This is a genomic window from Paenibacillus faecis (genome assembly GCF_008084145.1).
GTDB lineage: Bacteria > Bacillota > Bacilli > Paenibacillales > Paenibacillaceae > Fontibacillus > Fontibacillus faecis.
This window is the reverse complement of the sequence record NZ_VSDO01000006.1, coordinates 230,678-257,093: the sequence shown is the minus strand read 5'-3', so window position 1 is coordinate 257,093 and position 26,416 is coordinate 230,678. Positions and strand designations below refer to the sequence as shown.

Here is a 26,416-nt window from a genome sequence, read left to right as displayed (position 1 = left end):
GTTTGATCCGGGATCAGGTCGCTGTTCAGCCTTTTTATGGTTTGATCAGTGAAGAACAACCGTTGGATTAAGCGTTATTTCAAAGGCGCGTCCCCAAATATACTGCGGATTGTCACGATCCAGTTCGGCTCTCCTGTATTCCGCCAACGACCAGTTAGAACCTTGAATTTGCCGAACATTATACGCTTTGGACGTGTCACCCCTCAGAAAAGCGGGTTTGGCACGAAGCAGGTCCATATAGGTTTGCATCTGATCCTGAAGCAGTTCGGTCAAATGTTGAAAATCGGACGGCGTATTGAAAATGAGCATATTTTGATCGGCTACACTTTGCGGCAGGTTCGTATATTTCATGTGGCTTCTTGAATAATTCCGGACTTCGGCTATGGCCATCGTTTTATAATAGTAGTCTTTCAGAAAACGCTTGAACAGGAGGGAACCGTGGGCATTAACCGCCTTGCCAAGCGCGGCGGGATGCTTCTCCGTAACCAGAAACGCATAGCGGGCTTGTCCCATGCCGAGGGAAATTCCGATTTTATTCCCCGCGGTGTTCCACGCGCTGTAACCCAGGATACGCCCGGTGCAGGAACTTGCCAACAACGCTTCCGTTACAGCGGAATCGGAGGCTCCCCCTCCTACAAAATCAACCACCACGGTAGCCTGATGATCGCTTCCGTTGCTTGCTACTCTGTTAGCGGCTTCGGAAGCCCGGTCCGCTGCGGTGACGGCGATCACCTCCATATCCGGATCTTCCGAAACAAACTGACCGCCGATGATATCGATATGCCGCAGAAGGTTTTCATGCAAATTCATGTATTCATACGGATTAATGATTGTGGAACCATGAGGACCGTAATATTGAATGCTGACCTTCGTTTTGGCACCTTCCCTATGCAACTGGTTCGCCATGCGGGCCAAGAGGGAATGTCCCAAACCGTCCGCATCCGGCAGGATAATCGCTCGGTCCGGATTTTGCGCGCCGCTGCCGCCTAAAGCCTGGTTAATATAATTTTCCACGAAACGGATTTCATTGATCTGAACTCCTTCCGTCTTCGCATCGTCCACACCAACGGCCAGAAAATCAATATATCCGGGCTTGACAAGCTGGTCCAAAACGTACAGGTTAGTTTTAAATTTATGTTGGCGCGCATGGTAGTAGTGATTCTTATTAAAATAGATAGTGTCCCCGTAAGGAGTGCCGTCAATCGATAGGTCGTATCCATTTATAATCTCGTTGAATTCAGTGAACGGCTGCCTAGGCTGACCCATATGGTTCCGGGCTTCCGTATAGGCGTCAAAATTTAGATTCTCGACAAACGTGTTTGTGGCCAGCCGCATGATCGTATCCAGCACATAAACCGGCTTGCGAGGGTATTGCCGCTTCACCTTCCGAATCACATCGAGCAGATGAGTCGCATCGGCATCATATTCCGGGTACATGCCGCCTCCTCTCGTCCGCAGACGCCTGCTGCCGATAAGCCCGCCATAAACAAGCATATCGATGGAAATGATAAAGCCGTCGACCGATGCGGCGTGTTCCAAGATAAATTCACGGATATTAGCCGTGCGGCCGAAGCGAGGTGATGATGTGCCGAGAAGCTGATCGTCACAAGTGTCCGCTACGGAATCAAGCCGATTCCGGATATCGGACCTTCTTGGCGTAATGAGCTGCAGCCCTGCGGATTGCCCTTGCCGAATGACATCATCCAAATTGACCGGCCGGTCATCTAACGGTACGTATAAGATCTTCTTCATATTTCTACTCCTTTCAAAATGAGGATCAACATGCTTTCACTTATATAGGCAATAATAGGGACAAGGATACAACCGGCAATTCCTTTTTTTTAAAATGGTAGAAAAAGGGGGCTTAAGTTGCCTTTACCCGCCTGTAACGGAAATGAAAAAAATACTGGACTATTCATTCCAGTTGGATTATACTTGAACTCGAAAGGAGGAGGTAGTATGGGACGGACCAAAGAGTTTGACCGGGAGCACGTGCTACGTCAAGCGATGGTCGTTTTTTGGGAAAAGGGATATGCGGCGACCAGCATACCGGATTTGTTGGATTCCATGGGGTTAAGCAGATCCAGTTTGTATGAAACATTTCAGGATAAACAGACGCTTTATTTAGAAGCTATTCAATATTACAAGAAAATGTCGCAAAAAAAACGCGATCTGCTGATCCAAGCTCCTACCGCTATCGAGGGCATCCGCCAGTATTTTGAGGTACATATCACGAACGCTTTTGCCGCGCATGGCGAAGCTTTCCCTAAAGGATGTCTGATCACGAATGCATCGATCGGTCTGGATGAGGTAGATGAGCCGTTGCGGGAGGCGATTCGCGAAAGATTTACGGAGTTGGAACGGCTGTTCTATGAGAAGTTGAAGAAAGGGCAAGAGACGGGGGAAATCGCTCCGGATAAAGATATTAAAATGTTCTCTTACCTGCTGCTGAATCTGAACCACGGCATCAATGTGATCGCCAGGAGCCAAGGCGATATTCAAAAAGTCCGCGCCATGATGAATGCGGTCTTAGAGATGCTGTAATATTTTTTTTAAACAAAATGGAACAATCGTTCCAAAAAAACCTTCTGTTCGAAGCGAAGAAGGCAGGTCGAGTGTATCCAAAACGGAACGATCGTTCCGATATTAGGAAGAAGTATCCCATTAAAGGAGATGTTTTTGGATGACTACCATCGTGAAGAAAAAAGTGGAAAGTGCCGTTTCGTCTGGGATCATGCTGATTCTTGCTGTGGCGTGCGGTCTCATCGCGGCAAATCTGTACTATACCCAGCCGCTGGTGGAATCGATCAGTGCGGCGGTTGGTTTGTCTTCGGGAGCTGCCGGTTTAATCGTCACACTCACCCAAATCGGCTACGGAATCGGCTTATTATTTATCGTCCCCTTGGGAGATTTGCTGGAGAATCGCAAGCTGGTGGTGACGCTGTTGATTCTCACGGCCGGTGTATTGATCGTCGCTGCCGAGGTCCGGAGCGCGGCATGGTTTCTTGCCGCCTCGTTGTTTATAGGTGTTGGGTCCGTAGCGGCTCAGGTTCTGGTTCCCTATGCGGCCCATCTGTCCCCCGATGAGACAAGAGGACGCAATGTCGGCAACGTAATGAGCGGTTTGTTACTCGGCATTATGCTGGCCCGTCCGGTTTCGAGTTTGGTGGAAAATTACTTCGGCTGGAGTGCGATCTTTATTCTTTCTTCTGTTCTGCTTCTGGTGCTGGCTCTTGTTTTGGCCAAATTGCTTCCGGCAAGACGGCCGCAAATCACGCTCAACTACCCGGAAATCCTCTCATCCATGCTGCAGCTGTTGAAGACGACGCCGATTTTACGGCGCCGGGCCCTTTATCACGCCTGCCTGTTCGCCATGTTCAGTCTGTTTTGGACGACCGTTCCCCTCGTTTTGACGAGTCCGTTGTTCCATTTTTCGTCCACCGGTGTCGCCTTGTTCGCTTTGGCGGGGGTATCCGGAGCGGCAGCCGCGCCTATAGCGGGCCGCTTTGCCGATCGGGGCCTGATCCGTCCGGCGACCGTTATATCCATCGCGCTGGTGATTCTTTCCGGCATTTTGCCGATTGTGTTTGCCGGAGGTTCGTTGCTCTCCGTCGTTGTCCTGGTGCTTGCCGCTATTTTGCTGGATATGGGCGTTTCCGCCAACCTGGTATTGGGGCAGCGGGCGATCTTCGCTTTGGGAGCTGAGGTGCGAAGCCGGCTGAACGGTTTGTATATGGCGATCTTTTTTGCCGGTGGGGCCATAGGCTCCGCAGTCGGGGGATGGGCTTACGCGACGGGCGGATGGAAAGCGGCGATGTGGCTTGGCGTTCTTTTTCCCGTCCTGGCCTTGGTGTATTTCCTTACGGAAAGAAAGGGAAAAGCGGCTTGATGCACACGACTTGGGTTCCCTATTGACTGGGTTCAGGGAAATTTTTCTTGTCTATTTTTCGAAAAAATCTTGGTAAGGTAGGAGGGGGAGCAAACCATGAAGAGGTGATACGCTAACATGATGAAAAAACGCTGTTTATTTTGCGATGAGATTGTCCCTACTAAATCGGAAAGCAATTATGACAGATATATAGGCTGCTCCTGTTCTCCCGGCGGATACTACAGCCTGCGGTCAGACAGCTATGAAGCTATCCAGTCGTTCACGCACCAAAAGAAGAGAGAGATGTTTCATTTAATATCCGCTTATATCCGGGAGCGGACGGACTCTGATGATAAGGTTACGCTAACCGTCAACGATTTGGAATCCATCGCAAACTCGCCTGAAATTCCCCTGACCCTTGAGGACAAAGGACATCGTTTACTTCAGTACTTATACAGACACGCCGGCAATCCGGGGGAATCGGTCGTCATTCATCCGCTCTCCAGCAACTATAACCTGACGTATTCTCCCAATCTACAAGAACTGGTGTACATTATCGATACGTTGAGGAACGAGCATCTGCTCGTCCGAGAGGGAATCAGTTTTCAGCTTACCGAAAAGGGATGGAGCGAAGCAGCCGCTATCGGCGGAGGAAAAAAACGGACCCCGTGCTCCGTGCTCCTTCCTGATCAGGAAGAGCTGCGATCGGAGTGGCTCGGCGGACTGCTGCCAAAAATCGAGAAGTACGGCTACCTGCCTCGCGTTGTTACGCTTTCGGGTGCGAGAAACGGGGAAGAGGAATTCTCTTTGGAAAGAATCTCGGAGAGTAAACTGATGATCGCCGATTTAACGGGGCAATCTTCCGAAGTTTATTTTGCGGCCGGTTATGCGTTCGGTTTGAATATCCCGATCATTTGGACGGTGCACAGCAGTGGGGCCCATATACAACTTCCCGGAATCGAAGAGATTCGTCCCATGGTTTGGGAGAGCGTAGAAGAACTGGCGGTTATACTCCAACATAAGTTGGGTTAGGTTCTGTCAGAAAATGAAATTTTCATAGCGCCAATGGCGCTTTTTTTATTTTCTGCGTCGGCAAAATAGATGCTGGTGAAACCAGGTCGGAGTGGTAAAAATATGTCGACTTTTGTCGAATGTTTCTATACAATGATTCTCACATACCGTTACGAAATAGCAGAACACTGTGCGGTCTTTGCTCAACATTTTGAGTTTTTGGGGGAGTTTTTTAGATGAAAAAAAAGATCGCCATCCTCGCGGTATCATCGCTTATCGCTTTGACTCCGCAACATGCTTTCTATGGGCAGGCCAAGGCAAGCCCGATGCAGCCGACATTGCTGCAGGACGGAACTTGGGGAAAGCCGCCCAACGTTATCATGGATATAGAGCAGAACCTTGTGGGAAAATCGGCGGATGCCGTAATAGCGTATTATCGGTCGGCACTCCAGTTCCAGCTGCCCGATCTCACCGGGCAGTCGGTTACCTCGGCTAAACTGCGCATTAAAGTCGAAGCTATTGAAAAAAGTGATGCTGAACTGATTCCTTTTTTGACGCTCTATGGATCCACGTTCGATACCTGGGGGGATTCCTTTCCCCTGAATGATACGGACCAAGCGTTGGAAACGAAAACGGGGGGCGATCTACGGCCGGGTTGGCTTGAATATGATGTCACCGATTTTGTATCGCGGCAAACGGACGGGATCGTTTCTTTTGCCTTGCTTGCGAATGAGACATTTGGCGGAAACATGGACTATCTGGAAATATTCTATAATTCCGATGATGCCCCCTTCGATCAACCGGAGCTTGTGTTGGTAACGGAAGATGCGGCTCCGCCCGTTACGCCTTCCCAACCGCCAGGCGCGATCTACGGGACCGTTCAGGAAGATGCTGTGGCCGAAGGGCTCGTCGTTGCCAAGGTTCCGGGAGATACCTCGGATGTGACGCACTTCAAGATCACAAGCATTACGGGAGGTAAATTGTACCGCTTTAATGATACGGTCGCCATCCACGATGGAGAATTCATCACTTCGGCGGAAGGTTCGGCCGGGTTGAAATTCGTTCCGAATCCAAACGCCAACAGCGTCGATGGAACCTTCTCTTTCCTGATGCAAGCGGCGCAGGACGCCGCCGGTAAAGGTTTGAGCGGCACGGCTGAGGCGCGCATTACTGTCGCCGCGGTAAACGACGCCCCGATCGCGCATGACGACGCGCTTCCGTCGATCGAACAAAATTCGGGCGATTACATGATCTCCGCCCCGGAATTGCTCGCGAATGACGATTCGGGCGCGGTGAACGAGAACGATACGCTGCGGATCGCTTCGGTCTCCGCTGACCCGAGTGTCGGCACGGCAAAGATCTCCCAAGACGGAAATAGCGTTATTTTCACGCCCGCGCACAATTACGCAGGACCGACCTCTTTTACTTATAAGGTTCAAGATAACGGATTAACCGGGGGAAATCCCGACCCGAAGACCAGTGAAAATGAAGCTATAGTCACCTTCCAGATCGAAGCTGTCGCCGACACCCCAAGCGTGACCAACGCCGCGACGGCCGAAGACCAGCAGACCCAAAACGGTCTTGTCATTACGGCAAACTCAGTGATCGGAGCGCCAACCAACTACTATAAAATTTCCGAAATCGCCGGGGGAACCTTGTTTAAAACCAATGGAACAACCCCGATCCCCGAAGGTTCCTTCATTACGGTGTCCGAAGGCCTTGCAGGGTTGAAATTCACGCCGAGTCCGAATGCGCATGGCACTTCCGGATTCGGGTTTTCTGTGCAAGCTGCTCCGGAGACAGATGGCAAAAAATTAAGCGAAAAGGTGCACGCTCAAATTACGGTAACCGAAGTCAACGATCCTCCCGTCGCCCTCAACGATACGTGGGACGATATTGACGAAGACGCCGATCCCGTGCGTATCCCGATTTCTCATTTGCTGCAAAACGACTCCGCCGGCGCCATAAACGAGAACGACCAGACCTTGACGATTACGCCGGTTAACGATTCGGAGAGCGGAACCGTAAGGTTGGATAACGGCGACCTGGTCTTTACGCCAAAGCCGAACTATAACGGTGCGGCGAGCTTCAAATATAAATTGACGGATAACGGGACGACCCATGGTGAGGTGTCGCCGGAAGAGACGGAAGGAACCGTTTCGTTCACGATCCGCTCGATGGCGGACGTCCCCGTCGTAACTGATGGCGTCACGGAGGAAGACACGCAAACCTCCGAAGGCTTGCAGATTGGACGAAACGCTTTTGACGGAGTGGATATTCAGTATTTGAAGATCACCGATATTCAGGGAGGCACGTTGTACAAAAATGACGGAACTACCCCGATTCCGGCGAACAGTTACGTAGCCATGAGCGAAGGTTCGCTCGGATTGAAGTTTTCGCCAAACCCTAACGCCAACAGTCCGGCCGGAGATGTTTTTTCGTTTCAGGTACAGGCCGCGATCGATCAAGACGGCAGGGGGCTGAGCGCCCCCGCGATGGTGACGATTATAGTTCATGCCGTTAACGACGCTCCGGTGGCGGTCGATGACGATCATCTGGAAGCGGTGCCGGAAAATTCGGGCGACTATACGATCCTTGCGTCCGAACTGCTCAAAAACGACAGCAAAGGAGCGGATAATGAGTTTGGACAAACGCTGCGGATTACTTCGGTGGAAAAGGTTCGCGGCGGAGATGTGCGTCTTGATGACTCGGGCAATGTGGTGTTCACGCCTGAACCGGGTTTTCGGGATATTGCCTCGTTCCGTTATCGGGTAGCGGATGACGGCGGGTTGGAAAGCCAGGCCCTTACGTTCATCACCGTAGCTCCGCTCACCGATCGTCCGCAAGTTACCGGGGCAGAGACGGCAGAGGATACCATGAATTCAACCGGTCTCGTGATGATTCCGACGAATGGCGGCGGATCGCCGGCAACGCATTTCAAAATCAGCGGGATCACCGGGGGTAGGCTGTTTCAGCATAACGGTTCAACACCGATCCAAGACGGGGGGTTCATCTCGGTTTCGGAAGGTGCCGACGGCTTGAAGTTTATGCCTAATGAAAACGCCCATGGAAGCTCGGGATTCGGCTTCATGGTCCAGGCGGCGGCGGATGGGAACGGGGCATTGCTGAGCGATGCAGCGGAAGCGGTCGTCCATGTAACCGAAGTCAATGACGCGCCGGTGGCAAAAGACGACCGATTAGGCAAGGTCAAGAAAGGGACCGAGCAAGTCAATTTCACCTTTAACGAACTTACGGCTAACGATGAGGCAGGCCCGCTTGATGAAACGCAGTGGCAGTCCTTGACGATTACCGACGTTCAAGCGGTGGAAGGAGGATCGGTCGAACTGGCCAACGGCCGCGTCGAGTTCAGACCGTCGGACCGGTTCTCCGGCCTGGCCAAATTCAATTATACGGTCAGCGATAACGGCCGAACCGGCGAAAATGACGATCCGAAAACGTATACGGCGGAAGCCAGTTTTTATATATTGGATGAAGATCAGCCTTTTATTACCTTAGCCGGTGAATCGTTAATGTATCTGTTGAAGGGTGAGCCATATGTAGAACCCGGCTATTCCGCTGAAGACGAAGTCGACGGTGATTTGACGGATCGGGTTACCGTAACGGGGGATGTTTACTCCGGCGTAATAGGATCTTATATTCTACGATACAACTTAAAGGATGACAGCGGAAATGCAGCCCCAGAAGCCACCAGGACGGTCCAGGTCATTTCCGACGAGTTGGTGGATTTGTCGATCGGTTCCGCAGCCCTGACCCCTTTGTTCGAACCCGGCGTAACGTCTTACTCCGCGGAAGTTCCAGGTGAAACAAGCTCCATCACTGTTTCGGCCTACCTGGAAGATCCGGCGGCAACGGTAACGATTAACGGACTGGCGGGAACTTCGAGAAACTTGTCCCTGGCCGACGGCGTTAATTATGTGACCATCATCGTCACAGCCCCAGGCGGAGCTATTAAAATGTATGACGTGGATATTACGCGAGCGGCCATGCCAAACAAGCCGGAGCCGATTCCAGACACGAAACCGGATCCGGTTCCGACGCCGGGACCAAGGCCTGATTCCGGTTCCGGTTCGAATCCGTCCTCGGATTCGAACTCAAATTCGAACTCAAATTCGAACTCAAATTCCAATCCCCCGGATGAACTTACTCCGGCAAGTCCCTCTCCGGTAATCCGTCAGGCCAAGGTAGTAGCAGGGGAGAGTGAAGAGAATGTTGCGCGGGTCGAAATTACCCGTACCCTGAAGAACGGGGTTGCTGTAGACTCGGTGACATTCGGAAAATCAAAGGCTGACGAAATCGTGGCAAAAGCCGCAGCCTCCGGCGCCGGCACGGCAAGAATCGTCGTCGACGACATTCCCGGCCAGCCTGCCGATGAAGTCAATGTCAGCATTTCCAAGGAAGCTCTTTTGAAGCTTAAAGAAGGGAGATTGGGGCTAGCCATCGAGGCGGGCGGTGCCAAGATCAGTTTGCCTTTAGATACGTTAGGCCAACTGAACGATGATGGAAAAGACCTTTATTTCCGGGTCGTCCCGATTCGTAAAACGTCCGAAACCGAAACGGTTCAAGATCGGGTAGAGTCGGCACAGGAGTTCCGGGAGTACGCCAGGGGCCGGAACGCGCGTGCCGTCGGTCAACCGATGACGATCGAAACGAATTACACAAATCGGGCCACGAAAGTCATGTTTCCGCTGACAGGTATTGATCTTCCCGAGGATGCCCAGGATCGTAAGAACTTCTTAAACGGTTTGGCGGTGTTCATCGATCACAGCGACGGGGAGAAAGAGCTCGAGTTCGGACAGCCGGTTTACGATGAAACAGGGCATCCGATCGGCATTGAAATCGACGTCCGGAAATTTAGCACATTCACGATTATTTCTACGGAAGCGGACTACAAAACTTATTTACGGTATATCTCCGGTTATCCGGACGGGAAATTCCACCCTACCGAATCCGTGACGCGCGCCGAGATGGCCAGGTTGATCGCCGTCCAAACGGAATTCAGCGAAGGCGCCGTAAATCCGTACTCCGATCTGGCGGCGTCGCATTGGGCCGCGAAAGCGGTTCTCCAACTGACCGGGGCGGGCATTCTTTCCGGCGATCTGGAGGGGCGGTTCCGCCCGGAGGCTGGAGTAACCCGCGCGGAAATGGCGGTCATTGCGTCCAGACTGCAAGGGCTTGAACTTGCAAATACAAACGCGGCGTTTACCGATACCCAAGGTCATTGGGCGGCCGGCGCCATTTACGCGGTACGTGAGGCGGGGTACATGCTCGGATACGAGGATGGTTCATTCCGTCCGAACCAGACGATGTCGCGCGCGGAAGCCATCGCTGTACTGAACCGGCTCTTCGGGCGCCCGCTGTTGGATCGCCAAGAGATCGGCGAGTCCGGATGGTCCGATGTCCATCCAGCGAGCTGGGCTGCGCCCGATATCGAATCGGCCTCCCGGAACCTGCGAGTGCATAAGAACGTTACCGTGGAGATCGCTGCCGAGGACGAGTAGTAAATAGCCAGTAAGAAGCTAAACAAAAGCCAACCAGTATACCCAATACCGGTTGGCTTTCTTCTGTAAGATAGACGAATACCCAGGGAAGGGATATTATAGAAAAAACGAAGCTAATAATGAATGGAGTCTTGACGTCTTATGGAAGATAGAGATAACAAAACAAAGCATGAAAAACTTATTCGAGGGATCAGCTTTGCGACTTGGATGATTATGTTACTTTATGCAGTGATATGGGCCGTGTCTTATTTTGGACGGATTATAGGAAGCTGAGTGGGAAAAAAATAGGAGCTGATTTTGTTGAAACAACGCAAGGCGATTTTAGCCGCAACTCTACTCTATACCTGTTTTGTTCTTTATTGTATGTTTTTCGCGTTCGACCGGGCAAGTTCCGAAGCGACGAGCTACACTTTTATTTTTTTGCCCGAAAATTTCTTAAAGCTGCCGAATCCGTCAGATCTCCTACACCCTACCCTGATGGATCTTGTAAGTATTGGAAATACCGCAGCATTCATCCCTTTCGGCATCCTGGTTCCCTTGCTCTATCCGATTAGATTCGTTCGATTCCTTGCCGGGTTTATCCTGTCGATTCTCGTCATCGAAACCATACAGGCGTTTACTTTGCTCGGCAGCTTCGATATTAACGATGTCTTGCAAAATTCATCCGGCGCGGCGATCGGGTTCGGAGCTTACGCATTGGGAAGACGCGCAACCGGCATGTGGCGGAAAATTGCCGTGACAGGCCTTTCCACCGTCATCCTCCTGATCGGAGTGTGGGGAATCGGCAGCGCCATCGATTCGGTTCTCACCAAACAAGAAGGTCCGTTTGTGGCGTTGAGCGAATTGGACGATAGCCTCGGTCATGCGGCGAAGAACACAAAACCCTATCATTTTAAAATAGGCGGTCAAGAGATTACGCCTCAATTCAATGTATACAGCGCCGAAGGAGAAGAAGCGAAAACCTACACCTATAAGTTGAAGAATAAGGAGCTTTATTTTTCTATGCAGTACGGAATTCCCGATCAAGGCAATTTTAAAGGAAGTATAAGCGTCGTGGTAGACGGTCAGCAAATCCTGTCCAATTCCGCAGATATTCAAGGCCATGCGCCGAATCGTTTCGAATGGTTTTTCGAACAGGCGGACGAGCTTAAGATCACCGTGGAGGGAAATGAAAAAGTGTGGGATATCGGCTATAAAGAGATGAAATATTTCTGGGAGTAAGAGCAAAGAAATGGGAGGTGGCTTCATCATGAAAATTCTTATAGTAGGCCATTTTACACCAATTACAAACGGGTGCAGGGTATGATAAAGTAGATATTGATGCATGCACGCAACTCGGTATTTGGGCAGCCAATGCTGCAGGAGTGAATGCGCAGGCAGTGGCCGAGCATGTGATGGCGCTGATGTTGTCTTATTATAAAAACATACCCTACCTGGATAGTTTCATGGTTTTTGATATGAATGTGCTGGTTCATGCTAGACAAGCCGGTGTACAACCTGACAGCTATGTTCAAATGACGGATTTCGATAATCTTGTAAGTGCATCAGATGTAGTCACTGTACATGCGTCACTGAATCCGCAAACCAAACAGCTGATTGATCAAGAAGTATTCAAAAAGATGAAGAATACCGCACTTTTTATCAATACGGCTCGTGGCGGGATTGTCAATGAAAATGACTTAATAGCTGCTTTAAAAAACAGAACCATATAAAAAACGGTGAAGAACCTGAAAGCAAGCTTAATCAGTGTTGGTACAATCTATAAAACAAATTGGAGGAAATACCATGGAAGCTATCTTACAACATCTTAATTTTAGGATTACGGATGTTCCATCCAGAATCCATACTTATTCTGAACTCGATTTTTCTATTCGAACCCGACCAAACAGTTGGTCAAAAAAGGAAATATTAGGGCATCTGTGTGACTCCGCACTTACTAATTTACAACGATTTGTGCGTTCTCAATATGAATCTCAACCTTACTCAGTGTTAAAATACGCCCAGAATCATTGGGTGGAACTCATGAACTACCAAAACCTAAGTATTGATCATATTTTGGCTCTATGGGTTATGTTGAATAAGCAAGTGGCTGAAGTCATTGCAAACATTCCTGAAGACAAGTTGCTGTATTTATGCGACATTGGTGAAGAAAAACTTGTTACGTTAGAGTGGCTTATAAAAGACTATGTTGAGCACTTGGAACACCATCTCGAACAAATTTTTAGTACATAACTGCCAGTTAGCTTACCAAGAATAAGCAGAAATCCGAAGTTTGGTAACCAGTACGCACACTTGATCGTGGCTTATACCACGATAATTAGCTTTACCTCCACGTTACTTGGCTTGCGTTCGGTGATGTTACGTCTACCTTTTTCAGAGAACAAGAAATAAGTCACGTCCATTTCAACAGTATCTTGAAACGCATCGGTTGGAATCTGCTTTAAAGCAGAGAGAATCTTATGCCGCCAATAAAACAAGGTGACATGCGCTATCGAATATCAACAACAAAGTTTAGCAAAGCCATTTTATTAAAAAAGCATTCGATCACACCCTAGCAAAGTCGCGGAAACGCGGCTTTTTTCTTTAGCGTCAGATTTCGAATCGGGCTTAGGGTTGATGGCATTTATCCGACCAATTTTCCTTACCCGACAGAGAAGGAATTATGTCTATTTTTGGGGGAATCTATAAGGCCGTGAAAAGTTCAATTGAGAGAGGGACAAAAGATGAGAAAAGCATTACATGTTATCCTGACGATCGGCTTAATGCTGGTTTTAGGGCAGAGCATCTGGGGACCGGATATGGCCGATGCGGCAACTGAAGGAGGGCAGCGAATCAAAGATATTGCATACGACAATGCCATTCTGATGGATGATGGCAGCATGTGGACTTTGATGATTGATGGAAAAGGGAAGGTGCTGACCCCCGGTAATGTCGCTTCGATTTCCGAGACTTCCAGGTATGCCGGTTTGGGGGTTACCCGGGACGGTAAGCTGATCGAATGGGATATGGGCCTCAGTCCACGCGCGGTGGAAGGTCAAACGGGACTAAAGCAGGTCGCGGGCTATTATTGGCTAAAAGAGGATGGAACGGTCTGGACCAGCAAGGGCAAAATGAAAGGCCTCGAGAATATCGAGCATATCGGTTACGGAGATCGTTTTTTTGCGGCTTTGTCGTCGAGTGGGGAACTTTACTTTCAAGATTCATACCAAGCGTACGTGTTCCACAAGGTCGGAACGGTACCCGATCCGTCAGCCGTGACGGCCATTGCCGTTTATGATGGACGCGCTGCACTGCTCTATAACAACGGCAAGGTAGTACTTTATCATACTTTCGATTTTGATGACAACGGCAAACCGATCCCCTTTATTGGGTCTGCCAATATGACGGTTGTATCGACAGAAACGGCCGCTTTGGTCAAGAAAGCGATGCAGGGCAGTTTGGCTAATTATGTCGGGAAAAGCTATTGGGTTAATTATTTCCAAGGGTGGGACCGTATTATGAAAGTAACGGTTACGGATATTCTGCCCGATGATACAGGAAGTTTCGTCATCGTATTTAAAACCGCAACCGGCAAAACGCTGAAAAGCTACTCTATGACCTCTGGTCATGTAGCGGAGTTGCTCAGTAACAGAACGGCCTTCTTTAATTTTGATCCCTATAAGAAGTATCAATGGTCCTCTTCCGTCTGGAACCAAATTAAAGCAGGGCATATCGCTCTAGGCATGACGAAAGAGCAGGTGCTCCTTTCCTGGGGAGAGCCCGCTGGTAAAAGTGCGACTCAGGCGGACGGCAAAACCATCGAAACCTGGGTATACGCCAATTTCGATACCGTCGCATTCGTTAATGGCAAAGTGAAGGTCATTATTAACTGATATACTTAAAATGTAAAAAAGAAGAGCACCAGCCATTCCCCGGTTGTCGCGTTTCTTTTGATCGGGAGCGCTGCCGATGGTGTACTTATGATGACGCTGCTTATTGGGCAAAATAGGTAAAACACCTTATAGGGAGGAATTTACATTGGCTGAAGGAAATTCTTCAAATGAGCAAGATGTAAAACGCGAAACATTAACAACTCGGCAGGGTCATCCCGTGACGGATAACCAAAATATTCGTACTGTCGGGAATCGCGGTCCCGCCACACTTGAAAATTACCACTTCATAGAAAAAATCTCCCATTTTGATCGGGAGGAGATCCCCGAGCGTGTGGTACATGCCCGCGGAACCGGGGCGTTTGGATATTTCGAAACTTACGGAAAAGTAGGGGATGAACCGGTCGAGAAATATACGCGTGCCAAAGTTTTTTCGGGCGCAGGGAAGAGGACGCCTCTCATGGTCCGGTTTTCCACCGTCGCAGGAGCGAAGGACTCCCCGGAAACCGCGCGGGACCCACGGGGGTTTGCCGTGAAAATGTATACGGAAGACGGGAACTGGGATCTCGTTGGAAACAATCTGAAGATTTTCTTTATTCGCGATGCGATGAAATTCCCGGATATGATTCACGCGTTTAAAGCGGATCCGGCTTCGAATGTGCCCAACCCCCAGCGTATGTTTGATTTCGTTTCCCGTACGCCTGAAGCCACGCATATGATCACTTTTCTTTTCTCACCTTGGGGGATCCCGGCAACATACCGGCACATGCAAGGTTCTGGCGTTAACACCTACAAATGGGTAAATGACAAGGGCGACGCGGTGTTGGTGAAGTATCACTGGGAGCCCAAACAGGGAATTCGCAATTTAACGCAAGAAGAGGCCGCAAGCATTCAAGCCAAGAACGTGGGGCATGCGACGCAAGATTTATATGAGGCCATTGAGCGGGGAGAATATCCGGAATGGGAGCTTTTTGTCCAGATAATGGAAGATGATTACCATTCTGAGCTGGATTTTGATCCTCTTGACGATACCAAACTGTGGCCGGAGGACAAGTTCCCCTGGTTGCCGGTGGGTCGTATGGTGTTGAACCGGAATCCTGTCGATTTTCACGCGGAGATTGAGCAAGCCGCTTTCGGTACGGGGGTTCTTGTCGACGGGATGGATTTTTCGGACGATAAAATGCTGCAGGGGCGCACCTTCTCATACTCCGATACGCAGCGTTACCGTATTGGCGCAAACTACCTGAAGCTGCCGGTAAATGCGCCGAAAGTACCTGTACGCACGAACCAGCATCGCGGGCAAATGGATATTCGGGACCCTAAGGAGTCCGGTGAAAACCCGCATATCAACTATGAGCCTTCCATGGTGGGAGGATATCAAGAGGCGAGCAAAGAAGATCGGATACCGCATCAACCGATGTATCACGCGGCGGTCATGAGCGCTCCGATCGACCGTCCCAACAACTACGGCCAAGCCGGTCATACCTATCGCAGTTTTGAAGATTGGGAACGTAATGAATTGATTAAAAACTTATCGGAAGCCCTTGCGGTTTGCGATCAACGAATTCAGGAGGCGATGATCCATCACTTTACCCAAGCCGATGAAGATTATGGTCGTCGGGTGAAGGAGGGTATCGCTAAGATAACTGAAGAAATGAAGAGAGAGCACCAAGTTCCCGGTCGAGAAGCGGGTCAATCGAAATTTGGCCAAGGGCCACGTGCGGCGACCAAGGCGGCGGAGGAAGCAGTCAAGCAAAGCCATAAAGCTGACCCGTATTAAATCAAACGTACGATACCGAATGAAATAACCGTTTTCCGGTCTCTGGTGTCCCCGGGGACCCTTTTTCAATTTTGTGTGATAATGCGAAGAGCAATATCAAATAATAAATGACGATTAGGAGCATCACACATCTTTTCCTTAAGCCTATAGTTGGCGAAGGGAGCAGGCGAACGAAAGGAGCGCTGGTGATTGGACACATTTTGGCTGCAATATGTGTGGGCTTTACTTATTCTGATTGGGTTGGAAGGTTTGTTGTCGGCGGATAATGCGCTTGTATTGGCGGTTATTGCAAAACACTTATCGGTTGAACAAAGAAAAAGAGCGATAAATTACGGAATCCTTATGGCGTTTGTTTTTAGGTTCGCCGCTCTTTTTGCCATTTCCTTTATAGCCAATGTTTGGCAAGTACAAGCGATAGGGGCAATTTATCTTTTATATCTCGGGTTAAAACACATCATTAAAGCGCGCAAAAGTAAAGATGCGGAGCCGCTGCATGCTGAAGCGGCAGAACCACCCGCCAGCAAAGGTTTTTGGCCTACTGTCGGGAAGATCGCCTTTGCGGATCTGGCCTTTGCCATCGACTCCATTCTCGCGGCGGTAGCACTCGCCTTGGGGCTGCCGGACTCTCCACTGGGGGAGTTTGGAGGAATGGACGGAGGACAGTTCATTGTGATCGTCCTTGGCGGCATTGCCGGATTAATTCTGATCAAGTTTGCGGCTACATGGTTTGTGAAATTGCTGGAGCAGCGCCCCTCTCTGGAGACGACAGCCTATGCCATCGTTGCCTGGGTGGGGGTCAAGCTTACCGTAATTACTCTCGCCCATGAAGATATTGGAATATTGGATCCGCATTTCCCGCACAGTACATCTTGGACACTTATTTTCTATGGGGTTTTGGTTCTGATTGCACTTCTTGGGTGGTTTGCTCCGTTCAGTAAAAAGTCGAAATATTAATAAAAGTCGCGGATTACTTTCTGTGCAGTACTTTGTTCTTCGTTTTCTTGGGCCGGAGCACCACGAATAGCAGTAGCGGTACGAATAGTGCGAAGACCCCGAACAGGATAGGACGGCTCTCCGTTAACTCGCCCAACTGCACGGCCGAATCGAAGAACCACATGGAACAAACGAGAGCCAATATGCCGACGGGAGCAGCGGCCAGCTTAGCGTTCAAATTCGGTACGATTAAGCATGCGACTTGGCACAAAAAATAAAGGGTGATCCCGATTTTAAGCAGCGCCGTAGGCATCCACGCCGCTGCGATCACCATATCGAGCCGATCCAGGAAATCGGTAACCCGGAGTTGCCGGATCAGTTCATACGGCGGATCCCAAAACATCGTCGTGAGGTCGGGTCCGAACAGCACCAATTCACCTAAAATCATAATGGTCGTGACGGCGATTCCGACGGCGATGCCAGGCAATATTTCGGCAAGGCGGAAGGTCCGTTGTCCGAATAACAACGGGATCAGCATCAACTCGGCAAAATGACCGAAAGCATATAAGGACGCTTCCGCGACGCCGAGCGGCCGCTCCAGCACGGGGCTTAAAAAAGCCAAGCGGGCTTGCCCCGTCAAAAGCGCCGGAAGGAAAAACACCATAACCACGAATGGGGGCCCCAGAATAACGCTCGCTCTAGCCGTTACGACGATGCCGCTTTTGACAAAAAGCACGGCCGTAAAAACGGCGGTACCGGCAAGGACGAACAAGGGGGTCATCGGGAGCAGGTAAACACTAAGCAAACTGACCAGAAAACGGATGTCGTGCGAAATGGTAAAGAAAAAAACAAATCCGTAAAGGAGAAGAACGCCTTTACCGACCCAAGGCCGCCGTGAAATCATGGCTTCAACCAGCGAAACATCCGGGAAACGCCGCTGCACAGCGTCCATCAGCCACAGGGGAAGGAGGACGGCGATTCCCGCTACAATGTATCCCATCCAGGCATCCTGCCGTGCCGCAAGAATCATCGGAACAGGCGGATGTTTGATCCCAATGGACACCATAAAGAGCACGGCGATCATATTCGTTTGCAGCTTGGAAACGTTTTGTTGCATCCGGCAACCCCCTAACGAAAGATACCGTCTATCCAATTCCCCGGTCGCGGGAGATCGGGGCGGCTCGTCATCCATACCCAGATTAGAATGCTTGCTGTATATAGAGCCGCGGCAAACCACCGGTTCGCCGCGACGGCGGATTTATATCCTTTCCACTCCGAAACGAGAGCAAGGACAATCAAGACGACGACCGGGGCAAAATCTTTCATGAGGAAGGCTTCAACTCCTTTGATTTTCGGTCGAGCGATCGAATCAACGCTCCGTCATTCTCCATATTAACGTCAGACTTGACTGTAACTTTGATTTGGGGAAATTCGGATTCCTCCCAGCGATCGCGCAGGCGGGCCCAGTGGCTTCGGTAACGCCGGTGCACAGCGTCTCCGAAGCCTAAAGCATCCGATTTATGCTTTTGCAAGGCGGCGACGGCGTCTTCGACCAACCGCGTTACCCGTTGCTCCGCCGCACGCTCCAACAAGGCGCGCCAACGGTAGTCGGTCGAATCATAATCGGACGTATTTTCGGCAAGGTTCGCCGTCATGGTCAACGAAAGGTCCATTTCGATCCGGCCGTTCTTGAGCTTAGGTCTAATTTGCGACTCGGACTTACTAATCTGAAGAACAATCGCTCTTCTATTTCGTTCCTCTCCTGGAACCATTACTTCGATCGCCGGATTCCGCGCTTGACCCATCGCCAGCAATAAACCGGTAGCTAAGCGGTCCTCCAGTATGGTCGCTAATTTATCGTGTTTGAATACAGCAATGCCCGCCAACTCAACGGTAGTCTTTTGGTCCTTTTTCAAATTCGCCGCCGCCGGAATTTTACGGATCGCCGGAGCGATCGGGTCAATCCCTTCGGTCAACAGGGAATACACAAAGATTCGCATGTTGATCGGTTCAAGCGTGGCCATTTGAGCAAGTTCACGAATCATTTCCGCAGGGGTTCTCTCGAGCGGAGCTTCCGCGGTGAGCACTTCCTTGGCTTCGCCCATCGCAATGAGCGGGAACGAACTCAACCGGTTTTGGGGAAACCGGAAAATCGAATCGAATAGAGGAATGACGCCTTGCCGAGCAAGCGAATCACTGACGATCAGCACCCGGCGGTGGGAGAAGTGGAGAATCCGCGAAAGATGCTTCTGTTCCGCCTCCCTTGTGGTGTGGATCGTCCGGCCAAAGGCGGATTCTACGTGCCATGCTTTCGAACCCGAACTTCCGCCGCCGCCCTGCGGACCTCCCATTTGTCCGACCGCTGCAATCTGCATCGTACTGCGATAGCCTCCATCTTCCATATCGATGGCGGAGCCAACGATAAAGGCAACGTCGTTGATTTCTTTCCGATCCCAACAACCGGCCAGCAGCACCAGACAAACGATCGAGATACCTATTTTTTTCATGGAGACTTTCCACCATCCTTTGAATCACCGCCTTGCGAGAGCCTTCCGTTCTTCATCCGATTACGGTTACGCGACGAAAAGGACGGACGCCGGCTCATTGCCCACCAAGGGGCGCGAATGAGAATATCTTTCTGATCTCCCTTGCGGAATGGTGCGACCCCGGTGAGGTACGGTACACCAAGAGAGGTCAGTCCGCACAGATGGATCACCGTCCAAACCGTCCCCATGACGACGCCATAAACTCCAAACATGCTGGCAAGCAGCATCAACGGAAATCGAAGCATCCGTACAGTAATCGCCAAATTGAACCTAGGAATCGTAAACGAAGCGATACCCGTTAAAGAAACGACGATCACCACCGGCGCGGACACGATTCCCGCTTCCACGGCGGATTGTCCGATCACCAATGCTCCTAATATGCTGACTGCTTGTCCGATGACTTTCGGTAACCGAATGCCCGCTTCCCGCAGCGCTTCGAACGAAATTTCCATAATCAGCGCCTCGATCAGGGCGGGGAAAGGAATCGCTTCCCGTGCCGCTGCGATGCTGAACACTAAGCTGGTAGGCAACATGTCTTGATGGAACGTCGTCACGGCAATATACAGAGCGGGCAAATACAGCGCAACGAATAAGAAACTGTAACGAAGCCATCGCAACAAATTCCCGATAAAATAACGTTCATAGTAATCTTCGCTAGAATGCATCAACTGCCAAAAGGTGATTGGCCCCGACAGGACAAACGGTGTACCGTCGACCAGAACGATCACGCGTCCTTCCAGCAGCATCGCCGCGGCGGTATCCGGCCGTTCCGTGTACTGAAGCTGCGGAAAGGGGGAAAAGGGATGATCTTCGATAAACTCTTCGATATACCCGCTTTCAAGGACGCCGTCGATTTGAATGGCCCGAATGCGCTCCAACACTTTTTGAACGATTTGCTCATCGGCCACATCTTTTAAATAAGCGACATACACCGTCGTTTTGGTTTGCTCCCCAACGAGGGCCGATACCATCTTTAGCTGAGGCGTTTTCATTTTGAAGCGGAGGAGGGCGGTATTTTTTTGAATATCCTCCGTAAACGCTTCTTTCGGACCGCGGATGCTTACTTCCGTCGTCGACTGCTCGACAGATCGTCTCGAGCCACCCTTGACGCGAACGATAACCGCTTCGGCGCATTGATCCATCAACAGAACGGCGCTGCCTTCCGTTAGCTCGCTGACGATATCGGCCAACCGCGTGAAGGTGGTGGAGGACGGAACAGAGAGAAGACTTTCACTCAGAAGCTTCGCCGGAGACGACTCGTCCCCGAGAGCGGTGGAGGCTTCAATGAACGGGCGAAGGGCATTGTCACTCAATTCCTTCGTTTCCACTAATCCGCCGATATAGATAAGGCACGCTTTCGTTCCGTTCACCAAGGTTAGTTGCCGAAAGATCACATCGGCACAATCGGTGAATACGTCCTGCAGCGTTTGAACGTTGCGATCCAATTCGAGGACGAGTTTCCCCGTCGGTATGGCGGCTTCTTTATTGGACATCCTGGATCTTCCCCCGTTAACCCGGCTCATAAGCGCTGTTTGAATTCCGCATCATCGACAACCAAAGTTTGCCACAAAAGGAATTTATTTATGCGCTGTTTCTTGGGGGAAAAAGGTAAAATGAAAAAAGGCAATCTTCACGGTTATGGGTAACCTGAAGATTGCCTTTACTTTCCTATAATTTAAGAATTCCGGTGGTGTGCAGCAGCACCAGGAACACGAGTACCGGAGCGATATACCGGACCATGAACAGCCACACCCGGAACCAGCCCGCTTTAAGCCCTGCGGCTTCCGCAGCGTTCTTCCAGAAATATCCCACAAACACGGTCGTTATGAGCCCGCCTACCGGCAGCAGAATATTCGATGTGATGAAATCAAGCCAGTCAAAGAAGCTTTTCCCGCCCATATCCGTTAGAGCCGGCACGATTCCAAAGGAGAAGGCCGATGGGAGTCCGACCAGCAGCACCAAGACGCTGATCAGCACTACCGACTTCACCCGTCCCCAGCCCCAACGATCCATGGCGAAGGACACCGGTACTTCAAGCAGCGATACTGCAGAAGTTAAGGCCGCTATCGCCAATAGTACGAAGAACAGTCCCCCGAAGAAAGCCCCCAGCGGCATCGCCGAGAATGCGGCGGGGAGCGCCATGAAGACGAGGGACGGACCCGCGTCGGGCTGAATGCCGAAAGAAGCGGTTGTCGGGAATATGATAAGCCCCGCGATGAACGCATATATCAAGTCCCCGGCTCCGATCGCAAGCGTAGCCGCTCCAAGGGACTGACGCTTGTCCACGTAAGCTCCATAGGTAAGCAGAATACCCATCCCGAGCGACAGGGAGAAGAAGGCATGTCCCAGGGCTACCAATGCCGCATTCGGGCTTAATTTCGAGAAATCGGGCTGGAGAAAAAAGGATACGCCAGCTCCGGCTCCCGGCAAGGTAACGGCACGGATCATCAATACGATCAGAAGGATGATCATACCGGGAATCAGTACTTTGTTGAATTTTTCGATACCTCCGGAAATGCCTTTGCCGACAACCCATCCGGTGATCAGAATCGCCACTGCCTGCCAAACGATCGGCATGTAGCCTTGGGTAAACGCGCCGAATTGTCCGCTATAGTCGGAGTTGCTGTAAAGGGCACCGCTGAAAGATTGCACGGCATAATGAAGCGTCCAGCCGGCAACGATCACGTAAAAGGTCAGAATCAGGAAAGGCGCAATGACCTGCAGCAGACCGAGGCGACCGAATACTTTGGAGCCGCCGGCTTTTACGAAGGACGTAGCCGCACTGCCTCTTCCGGAACGTCCAATAGCCAGTTCGGCCAAAAGCAGAGGCAGGCCGATCAGGATCAAGCAGACGATGAACAGCAGAAAGAACGCGGCACCTCCGTTCTCACCCGTAATATAAGGAAATTTCCACATATTGCCCAAACCTACGGAACTTCCGATGGCGGCCAATATGAACCCAGATGAGGAAAAACGATCGTTTTTTCCCTCTACTGGGTTGTGTTGCGATGATGTCATAAAGCTTCCCCCAGTTTAAATTTTGTATCCTATTATTATATTGCATATTTCGACGGAAAGGGATATGAAATTATTGCAAAAAATAGAACGCATCGAATCGACCGATCCGATGCGTCATTTTTTATAAACCTGTACTTTATTCGACTAGCTGTTGATGAACTTCAAATATTGCAGCATCCGTTTTAGCATGACGGCACTCTCCGCGCGGGTTGCATACTTCCTTGGTGAAAAGCAAGCTGCTGAGGTACCTTGAAGGAGACCGGACTCCGTAAGCTTCGCCACGGGCTCGGCAGCCCAAGCGGAAATGGTGTTTGCATCGGAAAAGGCTCCCAGTGCCGCAGAATTCGGTTGCGGTGCCCTTGCATTGAAGCTCAGCGCACGGGCGACGACGACCGCCAACTCCTCGCGTGTGATCCACGCATCCGGCCTGAACATCCCGTCGTGATCCCCGGTAAAGAGGCCTCTTTCCAGGGCCGTGCGAACAGCTCCGGCATACCAGGCATCGGGGGAAATGTCGGCAAACGGGCTGCCTTTCTTTGCCACGGAATCCGTCAGACCCAGCGAGCGTACCAGCAGCGCAGCCAATTCGGCACGTGTCATATGGGCATCCGGAGAGAAGAAACCGTCGCTTCTGCCTTGTACGATCCATTTATTAGCCATCAGTTCAATCTCGTCTTTGGCCCAATGTCCTGCGATATCCTCAAAGGTGTGCTGGGACGAAATAACTGCAAACAGGCCATATTGCTGCGAATAAATCGTCGCTTCACTCGGATCATTGTGGAATACCGATGGAGTAAAATGCATCCCGCCCTGGCCGTCCACCCATACAACTGTAGACTTTACCGGATCCGCTGAAGCGGGGAGGGCGATCGTCTTATTCCAATACCTGTTCGCTTGTCCGTTTGGGATACTTTCTTCTGTCGGCTGCCCATTGATTTCAACCGAGAAAGCGACGGGACTTTCTATTAGCTTCGCTCCCCGCTGGGCAAGCACGGCACTTAGATTGCCTACTATAGTTGGTGCGGGTTGACGGACCCCGATGGTGACTACGCTGTCGGGATCTAACGCGGGCCTGCTCCCGTTTAGCCAATGTAATGGCAGTTGAAAGCCGGTACCGTTCACTTTGAACGTGATGGAATAACCGGATTCAATTGTATCCGCCCGTTTCAGCATATCCACCAAAAATTTCCCCGGCAGGTCAAGATATACGGCGGGCGTATCGTCGGCCTGATATTCCATAAGCACTTCATGATTCGCCGTGAAAACCCGAGCCAGTGCAGAGGCGTCCGGCTTTAGACGAATAGCGGTCTGTCCGTCGGTTGTAGTCTCCCGCGACGCGGCAACCCAGACCTTGGAATGGTTGATGGTTAACTGCGCTAATGACGAACGGGCGTTGCTCTCAGCGGCGGGTGCGGAACGACCCGAAGCAGCATTGGTCCCCGGCTCCGGAGGAGATGATGGGGAAGGCTCGTGCGGTTCCGGGTCAGGCTGTGGTTCAGGCTCGGGGGTCTTGTCGGCAGCAAGCACAATGATCCCCGTATCCAAAATTTGATTAGCCTGAACATCCAAACGCTGCACAAAAGGAGCAAACCCCGAAGCCTCTATGGTCAATGTCTGCGGTCCAACGGGAACCTCATCAAGTTTGAAGTCACCTTGAATATTTGTTAATACGCTGCCCCCGCCTATGGATACCGATGCCCCCGCCAGCGGGATCAGCTCTTTGTCATAGACAGAACTGCTCACGGTGCTGTACACGGCACCTGTTACGCTTCCCGTAGCGGGTTGGACCGTAATGGCGGCTTTTGCCGTCAAGCCGCTCGAAGCAGTGGCTGTAATAACGGTTTGCCCAGGTTTTACAGGCAGCACTTCGCCGTTCAGATTATTAACCTCGGCTACGGCCGGATCGGCGGACACCCATGTTACTTCTTTATTGGTGGCTGTCTCCGGCTCCAGGATCAGGTTAAGCTTGACCGGTTCATCACCAACCATGAGCGTGAGATCCGACGGTTCAACCCAAATGCCGTTGACCGGGATAAACTGTCGGATATGGTCCGCCTCAAGGATCAAGCGATGCCAGGCCTTAATGCGCTGTCGGGCATCTATTTCGTACAAGTCAACGGTTTGCCCCGGTTGCACACCGGGAATATCCGAACCGGGTACATAATATACGGCGTCCGGCGGTAACGTATCTTCGTACAACGGAGGTTCCGCGTCCGTCCGGTCCAGAACAAAGGCCAAGGTAGCGCCGGTTTGCAGCGGTGTTACCGTGATAGCCGTCGTACCGATCTCCGCACCAGGCTGCACCGAGACGTTTTCGAGCGGGGGAGCCATCGTTTTTAGATCAAGCTGAAATGAACGCACTACTGTTGCTCCGCCTTCATCGGTCGCTGTAATGATAACATCATAACTCGAGTTGCCGGAAAGAGCGGAAGTCGGCGTACCGTGGATCTCTCCCGAGGGGTTAAGATTCAGGCCATCGGGAAGGCCTGTGGCGCTCCAGGTCAAACCGGCGTGCGTTCCGTCGAAGCCAGCCAGCATCAATGAGTAAGGCTCGCCCTGCACCGCAAAAGGGATCTCCTCGGTTAGTACCCGAGGCCGCAAATACGGATAACCGTCGTTGACGTTGGCATGGATATTCCAGGTGTGTTCGAAATCCCAACCGGTATAATTAACCCGCTGCTTCATCTCGGCGGTCGTCAACCCTGCGGCTTCGAGCGGACCAGAATTATAAGTGCTGTCCACGCCTACACTAACCATTGAAGTTTCTTTATCGAAGTAAGAACTGTATATGCCGGTTGTGTTCGTATAGCCTGCGATCGCGGACCTGCCTGTATACCAGCCCGGATTCTCCGGATGAATCCGTCCGCGGGAATATGTATTCCTGACGGTATTCTCATTTCCGGGAGTGCCGGAAAAATAGGCGCCTATTCCGGACGTGAATACATGAGAGTTACTAGCGTTGGCCACGTTGCGGATCTGTCCTGTAAAAAAGGAGTCAAGGATGGAGGCGCCAAAAACGTAGCCGGAAATGCCCCCGCCATACATGTTAAAACCCCAGCTGGCGGTGATGGAAGCGGACGAAGAGGAACGCTCGATCCTTGCATGTCCCAATATCCCGGTGATCCCGCCAGTAGAGGTCACTTTATTTGGGTCGCGGGGTACAAGGCTGGTCACATTACCTTCCGTATACGCTCCCACGATACTGCCACCCGACAGGTAACCCGCCACTCCGCCTGTAATGGAGCCGCCGGTTATGTTCACCTTGAGACTAAGGTTGCGAATGCTGCCGTTGGCTTCCCCGAAGAAACCGACGTTAAGCCGGGTATCGCCCTCAATGTTCAGACCCGTAATCGTATGACCCTGCCCATCGAAGATTCCGCTGAATGGAGCAAAGTCATTGCCGCCGAACGGAACCCAGGTCACTCCGGTTAGGTCGATGTCGTTGACCAGGCGGATTTGCTTGTCCAGATATTGCTCTTGATTGCGGTTAATATAGGCCAGCTGCTCCGGTGCGGACAGCAGCACCCAGCCGTTCTCCATCGGCGGTACAGCCCCTTGGGGGTCCGCATGGGAACCGGCAAGAGCAGGTACGCCGTATAGCCCTATCTGTCCTAAGAGGATGAGGCCGGCAAGCAGGATTGCCATCGTTGATTTGCGTCTCTTCATTTAACACTCCCCTTTTATGTAAACCGTAACTGAAAAAAATTATAGTATGTTTAAGCAAACTAAATGTTCCGTCTTTGTTTCAAATTTGATGGAAAAAGAGGCGGTGAAGAGTTCGCAAAGGGAGGGGGAGGGACTAGTGCCCCTTCAGACATCGTAGTAGGAGAAAAATTATATTGAACCATTCGGAGATCAAAGGCCTGGCGCAT

General features: G+C 51.1%; 17 protein-coding genes and 1 pseudogene. 10 read left to right on the top strand and 8 right to left on the bottom strand.

The genetic code is table 11. The features are described 5' to 3' along the window. Positions 1 to 45: 45 nt before the first annotated feature. A complete protein-coding gene (locus FRY98_RS26370; protein ID WP_148457688.1) occupies positions 46 to 1,752 on the bottom strand; it encodes a DUF4127 family protein in 1,707 nt (568 codons plus the stop codon). A gap of 207 nt (positions 1,753 to 1,959) precedes the next feature. Here FRY98_RS26370 and FRY98_RS26365 point away from each other — a divergent pair, with 207 nt between their 5' ends. The 7 genes from FRY98_RS26365 to FRY98_RS26335 all read left to right on the top strand — a co-directional run bounded on the left by FRY98_RS26365 (position 1,960) and on the right by FRY98_RS26335 (position 12,630). After that, a complete protein-coding gene (locus tag FRY98_RS26365; protein WP_148457687.1) occupies positions 1,960 to 2,544 on the top strand; it encodes a TetR/AcrR family transcriptional regulator in 585 nt (194 codons plus the stop codon). A 139-nt stretch (positions 2,545 to 2,683) separates the two neighbouring features. Continuing rightward, a complete protein-coding gene (locus tag FRY98_RS26360; protein ID WP_148457686.1) occupies positions 2,684 to 3,889 on the top strand; it encodes an MFS transporter in 1,206 nt (401 codons plus the stop codon). 117 nt (positions 3,890 to 4,006) lie between these two features. Beyond that, the gene (locus FRY98_RS26355; RefSeq protein WP_148457685.1) at positions 4,007 to 4,900 is read left to right on the top strand and encodes a hypothetical protein; all 894 of its coding nucleotides are present in this window, start codon (positions 4,007 to 4,009) and stop codon (positions 4,898 to 4,900) included. Positions 4,901 to 5,115: 215 nt separating this feature from the next. Further along, positions 5,116 to 10,398, top strand: a complete 5,283-nt coding sequence (locus FRY98_RS26350; RefSeq protein ID WP_148457684.1) for a tandem-95 repeat protein — start codon at positions 5,116 to 5,118, stop codon at positions 10,396 to 10,398. Positions 10,399 to 10,698: 300 nt separating this feature from the next. Then, the gene (locus tag FRY98_RS26345; RefSeq protein WP_318249416.1) at positions 10,699 to 11,619 is read left to right on the top strand and encodes a VanZ family protein; all 921 of its coding nucleotides are present in this window, start codon (positions 10,699 to 10,701) and stop codon (positions 11,617 to 11,619) included. 50 nt (positions 11,620 to 11,669) lie between these two features. Continuing rightward, the gene (locus tag FRY98_RS26340) at positions 11,670 to 12,110 is read left to right on the top strand and encodes a 2-hydroxyacid dehydrogenase (RefSeq protein WP_211373381.1); all 441 of its coding nucleotides are present in this window, start codon (positions 11,670 to 11,672) and stop codon (positions 12,108 to 12,110) included. 73 nt (positions 12,111 to 12,183) lie between these two features. Next, on the top strand, positions 12,184 to 12,630 hold the full coding sequence (locus tag FRY98_RS26335; RefSeq protein WP_018885565.1) for a DinB family protein: 447 nt from the start codon (positions 12,184 to 12,186) through the stop codon (positions 12,628 to 12,630). A gap of 33 nt (positions 12,631 to 12,663) precedes the next feature. On the opposite strand, the pseudogene FRY98_RS26330 reads toward FRY98_RS26335, so the two are convergent. Continuing rightward, a pseudogene (locus FRY98_RS26330) lies at positions 12,664 to 12,890 on the bottom strand (IS1595 family transposase); the annotation flags it as partial. A 231-nt stretch (positions 12,891 to 13,121) separates the two neighbouring features. Here FRY98_RS26330 and FRY98_RS26325 point away from each other — a divergent pair. The 3 genes from FRY98_RS26325 (at position 13,122) to FRY98_RS26315 (ending at position 17,001) form a co-directional block, all read left to right on the top strand. Beyond that, positions 13,122 to 14,270, top strand: a complete 1,149-nt coding sequence (locus FRY98_RS26325) for a hypothetical protein (protein ID WP_148457682.1) — start codon at positions 13,122 to 13,124, stop codon at positions 14,268 to 14,270. 145 nt (positions 14,271 to 14,415) lie between these two features. Further along, positions 14,416 to 16,047, top strand: a complete 1,632-nt coding sequence (locus FRY98_RS26320) for a catalase (protein ID WP_148457681.1) — start codon at positions 14,416 to 14,418, stop codon at positions 16,045 to 16,047. Between the two features lie 189 nt (positions 16,048 to 16,236). Then, complete coding sequence (locus FRY98_RS26315) at positions 16,237 to 17,001, top strand: TerC family protein (RefSeq protein WP_148457680.1); 765 nt, start codon at positions 16,237 to 16,239, stop codon at positions 16,999 to 17,001. Positions 17,002 to 17,014: 13 nt separating this feature from the next. Here the strand turns inward: FRY98_RS26315 and FRY98_RS26310 are convergent, their stop codons facing one another. The 6 genes from FRY98_RS26310 to FRY98_RS26290 all read right to left on the bottom strand — a co-directional run bounded on the left by FRY98_RS26310 (position 17,015) and on the right by FRY98_RS26290 (position 26,210). Further along, positions 17,015 to 18,097 carry a GerAB/ArcD/ProY family transporter gene (locus FRY98_RS26310; protein WP_170287196.1) on the bottom strand — a complete coding sequence of 361 codons (1,083 nt, stop codon included), beginning with the start codon at positions 18,095 to 18,097 and terminating at the stop codon, positions 17,015 to 17,017. A gap of 11 nt (positions 18,098 to 18,108) precedes the next feature. Beyond that, positions 18,109 to 18,306: a hypothetical protein gene (locus tag FRY98_RS28620; RefSeq protein WP_170287195.1), complete on the bottom strand. Its 198-nt coding sequence runs from the start codon at positions 18,304 to 18,306 to the stop codon at positions 18,109 to 18,111. Continuing rightward, positions 18,303 to 19,487 (bottom strand): Ger(x)C family spore germination protein, encoded by a 1,185-nt coding sequence (locus tag FRY98_RS26305; RefSeq protein WP_148457678.1) that lies wholly within the window; start codon positions 19,485 to 19,487, stop codon positions 18,303 to 18,305. Before FRY98_RS26305 ends, FRY98_RS28620 begins: the two co-directional genes overlap by 4 nt. Continuing rightward, positions 19,484 to 21,019: a spore germination protein gene (locus FRY98_RS26300; RefSeq protein WP_148457677.1), complete on the bottom strand. Its 1,536-nt coding sequence runs from the start codon at positions 21,017 to 21,019 to the stop codon at positions 19,484 to 19,486. The genes FRY98_RS26305 and FRY98_RS26300 overlap by 4 nt, the downstream gene beginning before the upstream one ends. Before the next feature lie 175 nt (positions 21,020 to 21,194). Further along, on the bottom strand, positions 21,195 to 22,544 hold the full coding sequence (locus FRY98_RS26295) for a sodium-dependent transporter (protein WP_148457676.1): 1,350 nt from the start codon (positions 22,542 to 22,544) through the stop codon (positions 21,195 to 21,197). A gap of 144 nt (positions 22,545 to 22,688) precedes the next feature. After that, complete coding sequence (locus tag FRY98_RS26290; RefSeq protein ID WP_148457675.1) at positions 22,689 to 26,210, bottom strand: S-layer homology domain-containing protein; 3,522 nt, start codon at positions 26,208 to 26,210, stop codon at positions 22,689 to 22,691. Between the last annotated feature and the right edge of the window lie 206 nt (positions 26,211 to 26,416).

Excerpts from the sequence above, each read along its gene's own strand:
- FRY98_RS26290 (WP_148457675.1), bottom strand. The coding sequence starts at position 26,210 with ATGAAGAGACGCAAATCAACGATGGCAATCCTGCTTGCCGGCCTCATC.
- FRY98_RS28620 (WP_170287195.1), bottom strand. The coding sequence starts at position 18,306 with ATGAAAGATTTTGCCCCGGTCGTCGTCTTGATTGTCCTTGCTCTCGTT.
- FRY98_RS26325 (WP_148457682.1), top strand. The coding sequence starts at position 13,122 with ATGAGAAAAGCATTACATGTTATCCTGACGATCGGCTTAATGCTGGTT.
- FRY98_RS26355 (WP_148457685.1), top strand. The coding sequence starts at position 4,007 with ATGATGAAAAAACGCTGTTTATTTTGCGATGAGATTGTCCCTACTAAA.
- FRY98_RS26370 (WP_148457688.1), bottom strand. The coding sequence starts at position 1,752 with ATGAAGAAGATCTTATACGTACCGTTAGATGACCGGCCGGTCAATTTG.
- FRY98_RS26350 (WP_148457684.1), top strand. The coding sequence starts at position 5,116 with ATGAAAAAAAAGATCGCCATCCTCGCGGTATCATCGCTTATCGCTTTG.
- FRY98_RS26310 (WP_170287196.1), bottom strand. The coding sequence starts at position 18,097 with ATGCAACAAAACGTTTCCAAGCTGCAAACGAATATGATCGCCGTGCTC.
- FRY98_RS26300 (WP_148457677.1), bottom strand. The coding sequence starts at position 21,019 with ATGTCCAATAAAGAAGCCGCCATACCGACGGGGAAACTCGTCCTCGAA.
- FRY98_RS26365 (WP_148457687.1), top strand. The coding sequence starts at position 1,960 with ATGGGACGGACCAAAGAGTTTGACCGGGAGCACGTGCTACGTCAAGCG.
- FRY98_RS26305 (WP_148457678.1), bottom strand. The coding sequence starts at position 19,487 with ATGAAAAAAATAGGTATCTCGATCGTTTGTCTGGTGCTGCTGGCCGGT.
- FRY98_RS26335 (WP_018885565.1), top strand. The coding sequence starts at position 12,184 with ATGGAAGCTATCTTACAACATCTTAATTTTAGGATTACGGATGTTCCA.
- FRY98_RS26295 (WP_148457676.1), bottom strand. The coding sequence starts at position 22,544 with ATGACATCATCGCAACACAACCCAGTAGAGGGAAAAAACGATCGTTTT.
- FRY98_RS26360 (WP_148457686.1), top strand. The coding sequence starts at position 2,684 with ATGACTACCATCGTGAAGAAAAAAGTGGAAAGTGCCGTTTCGTCTGGG.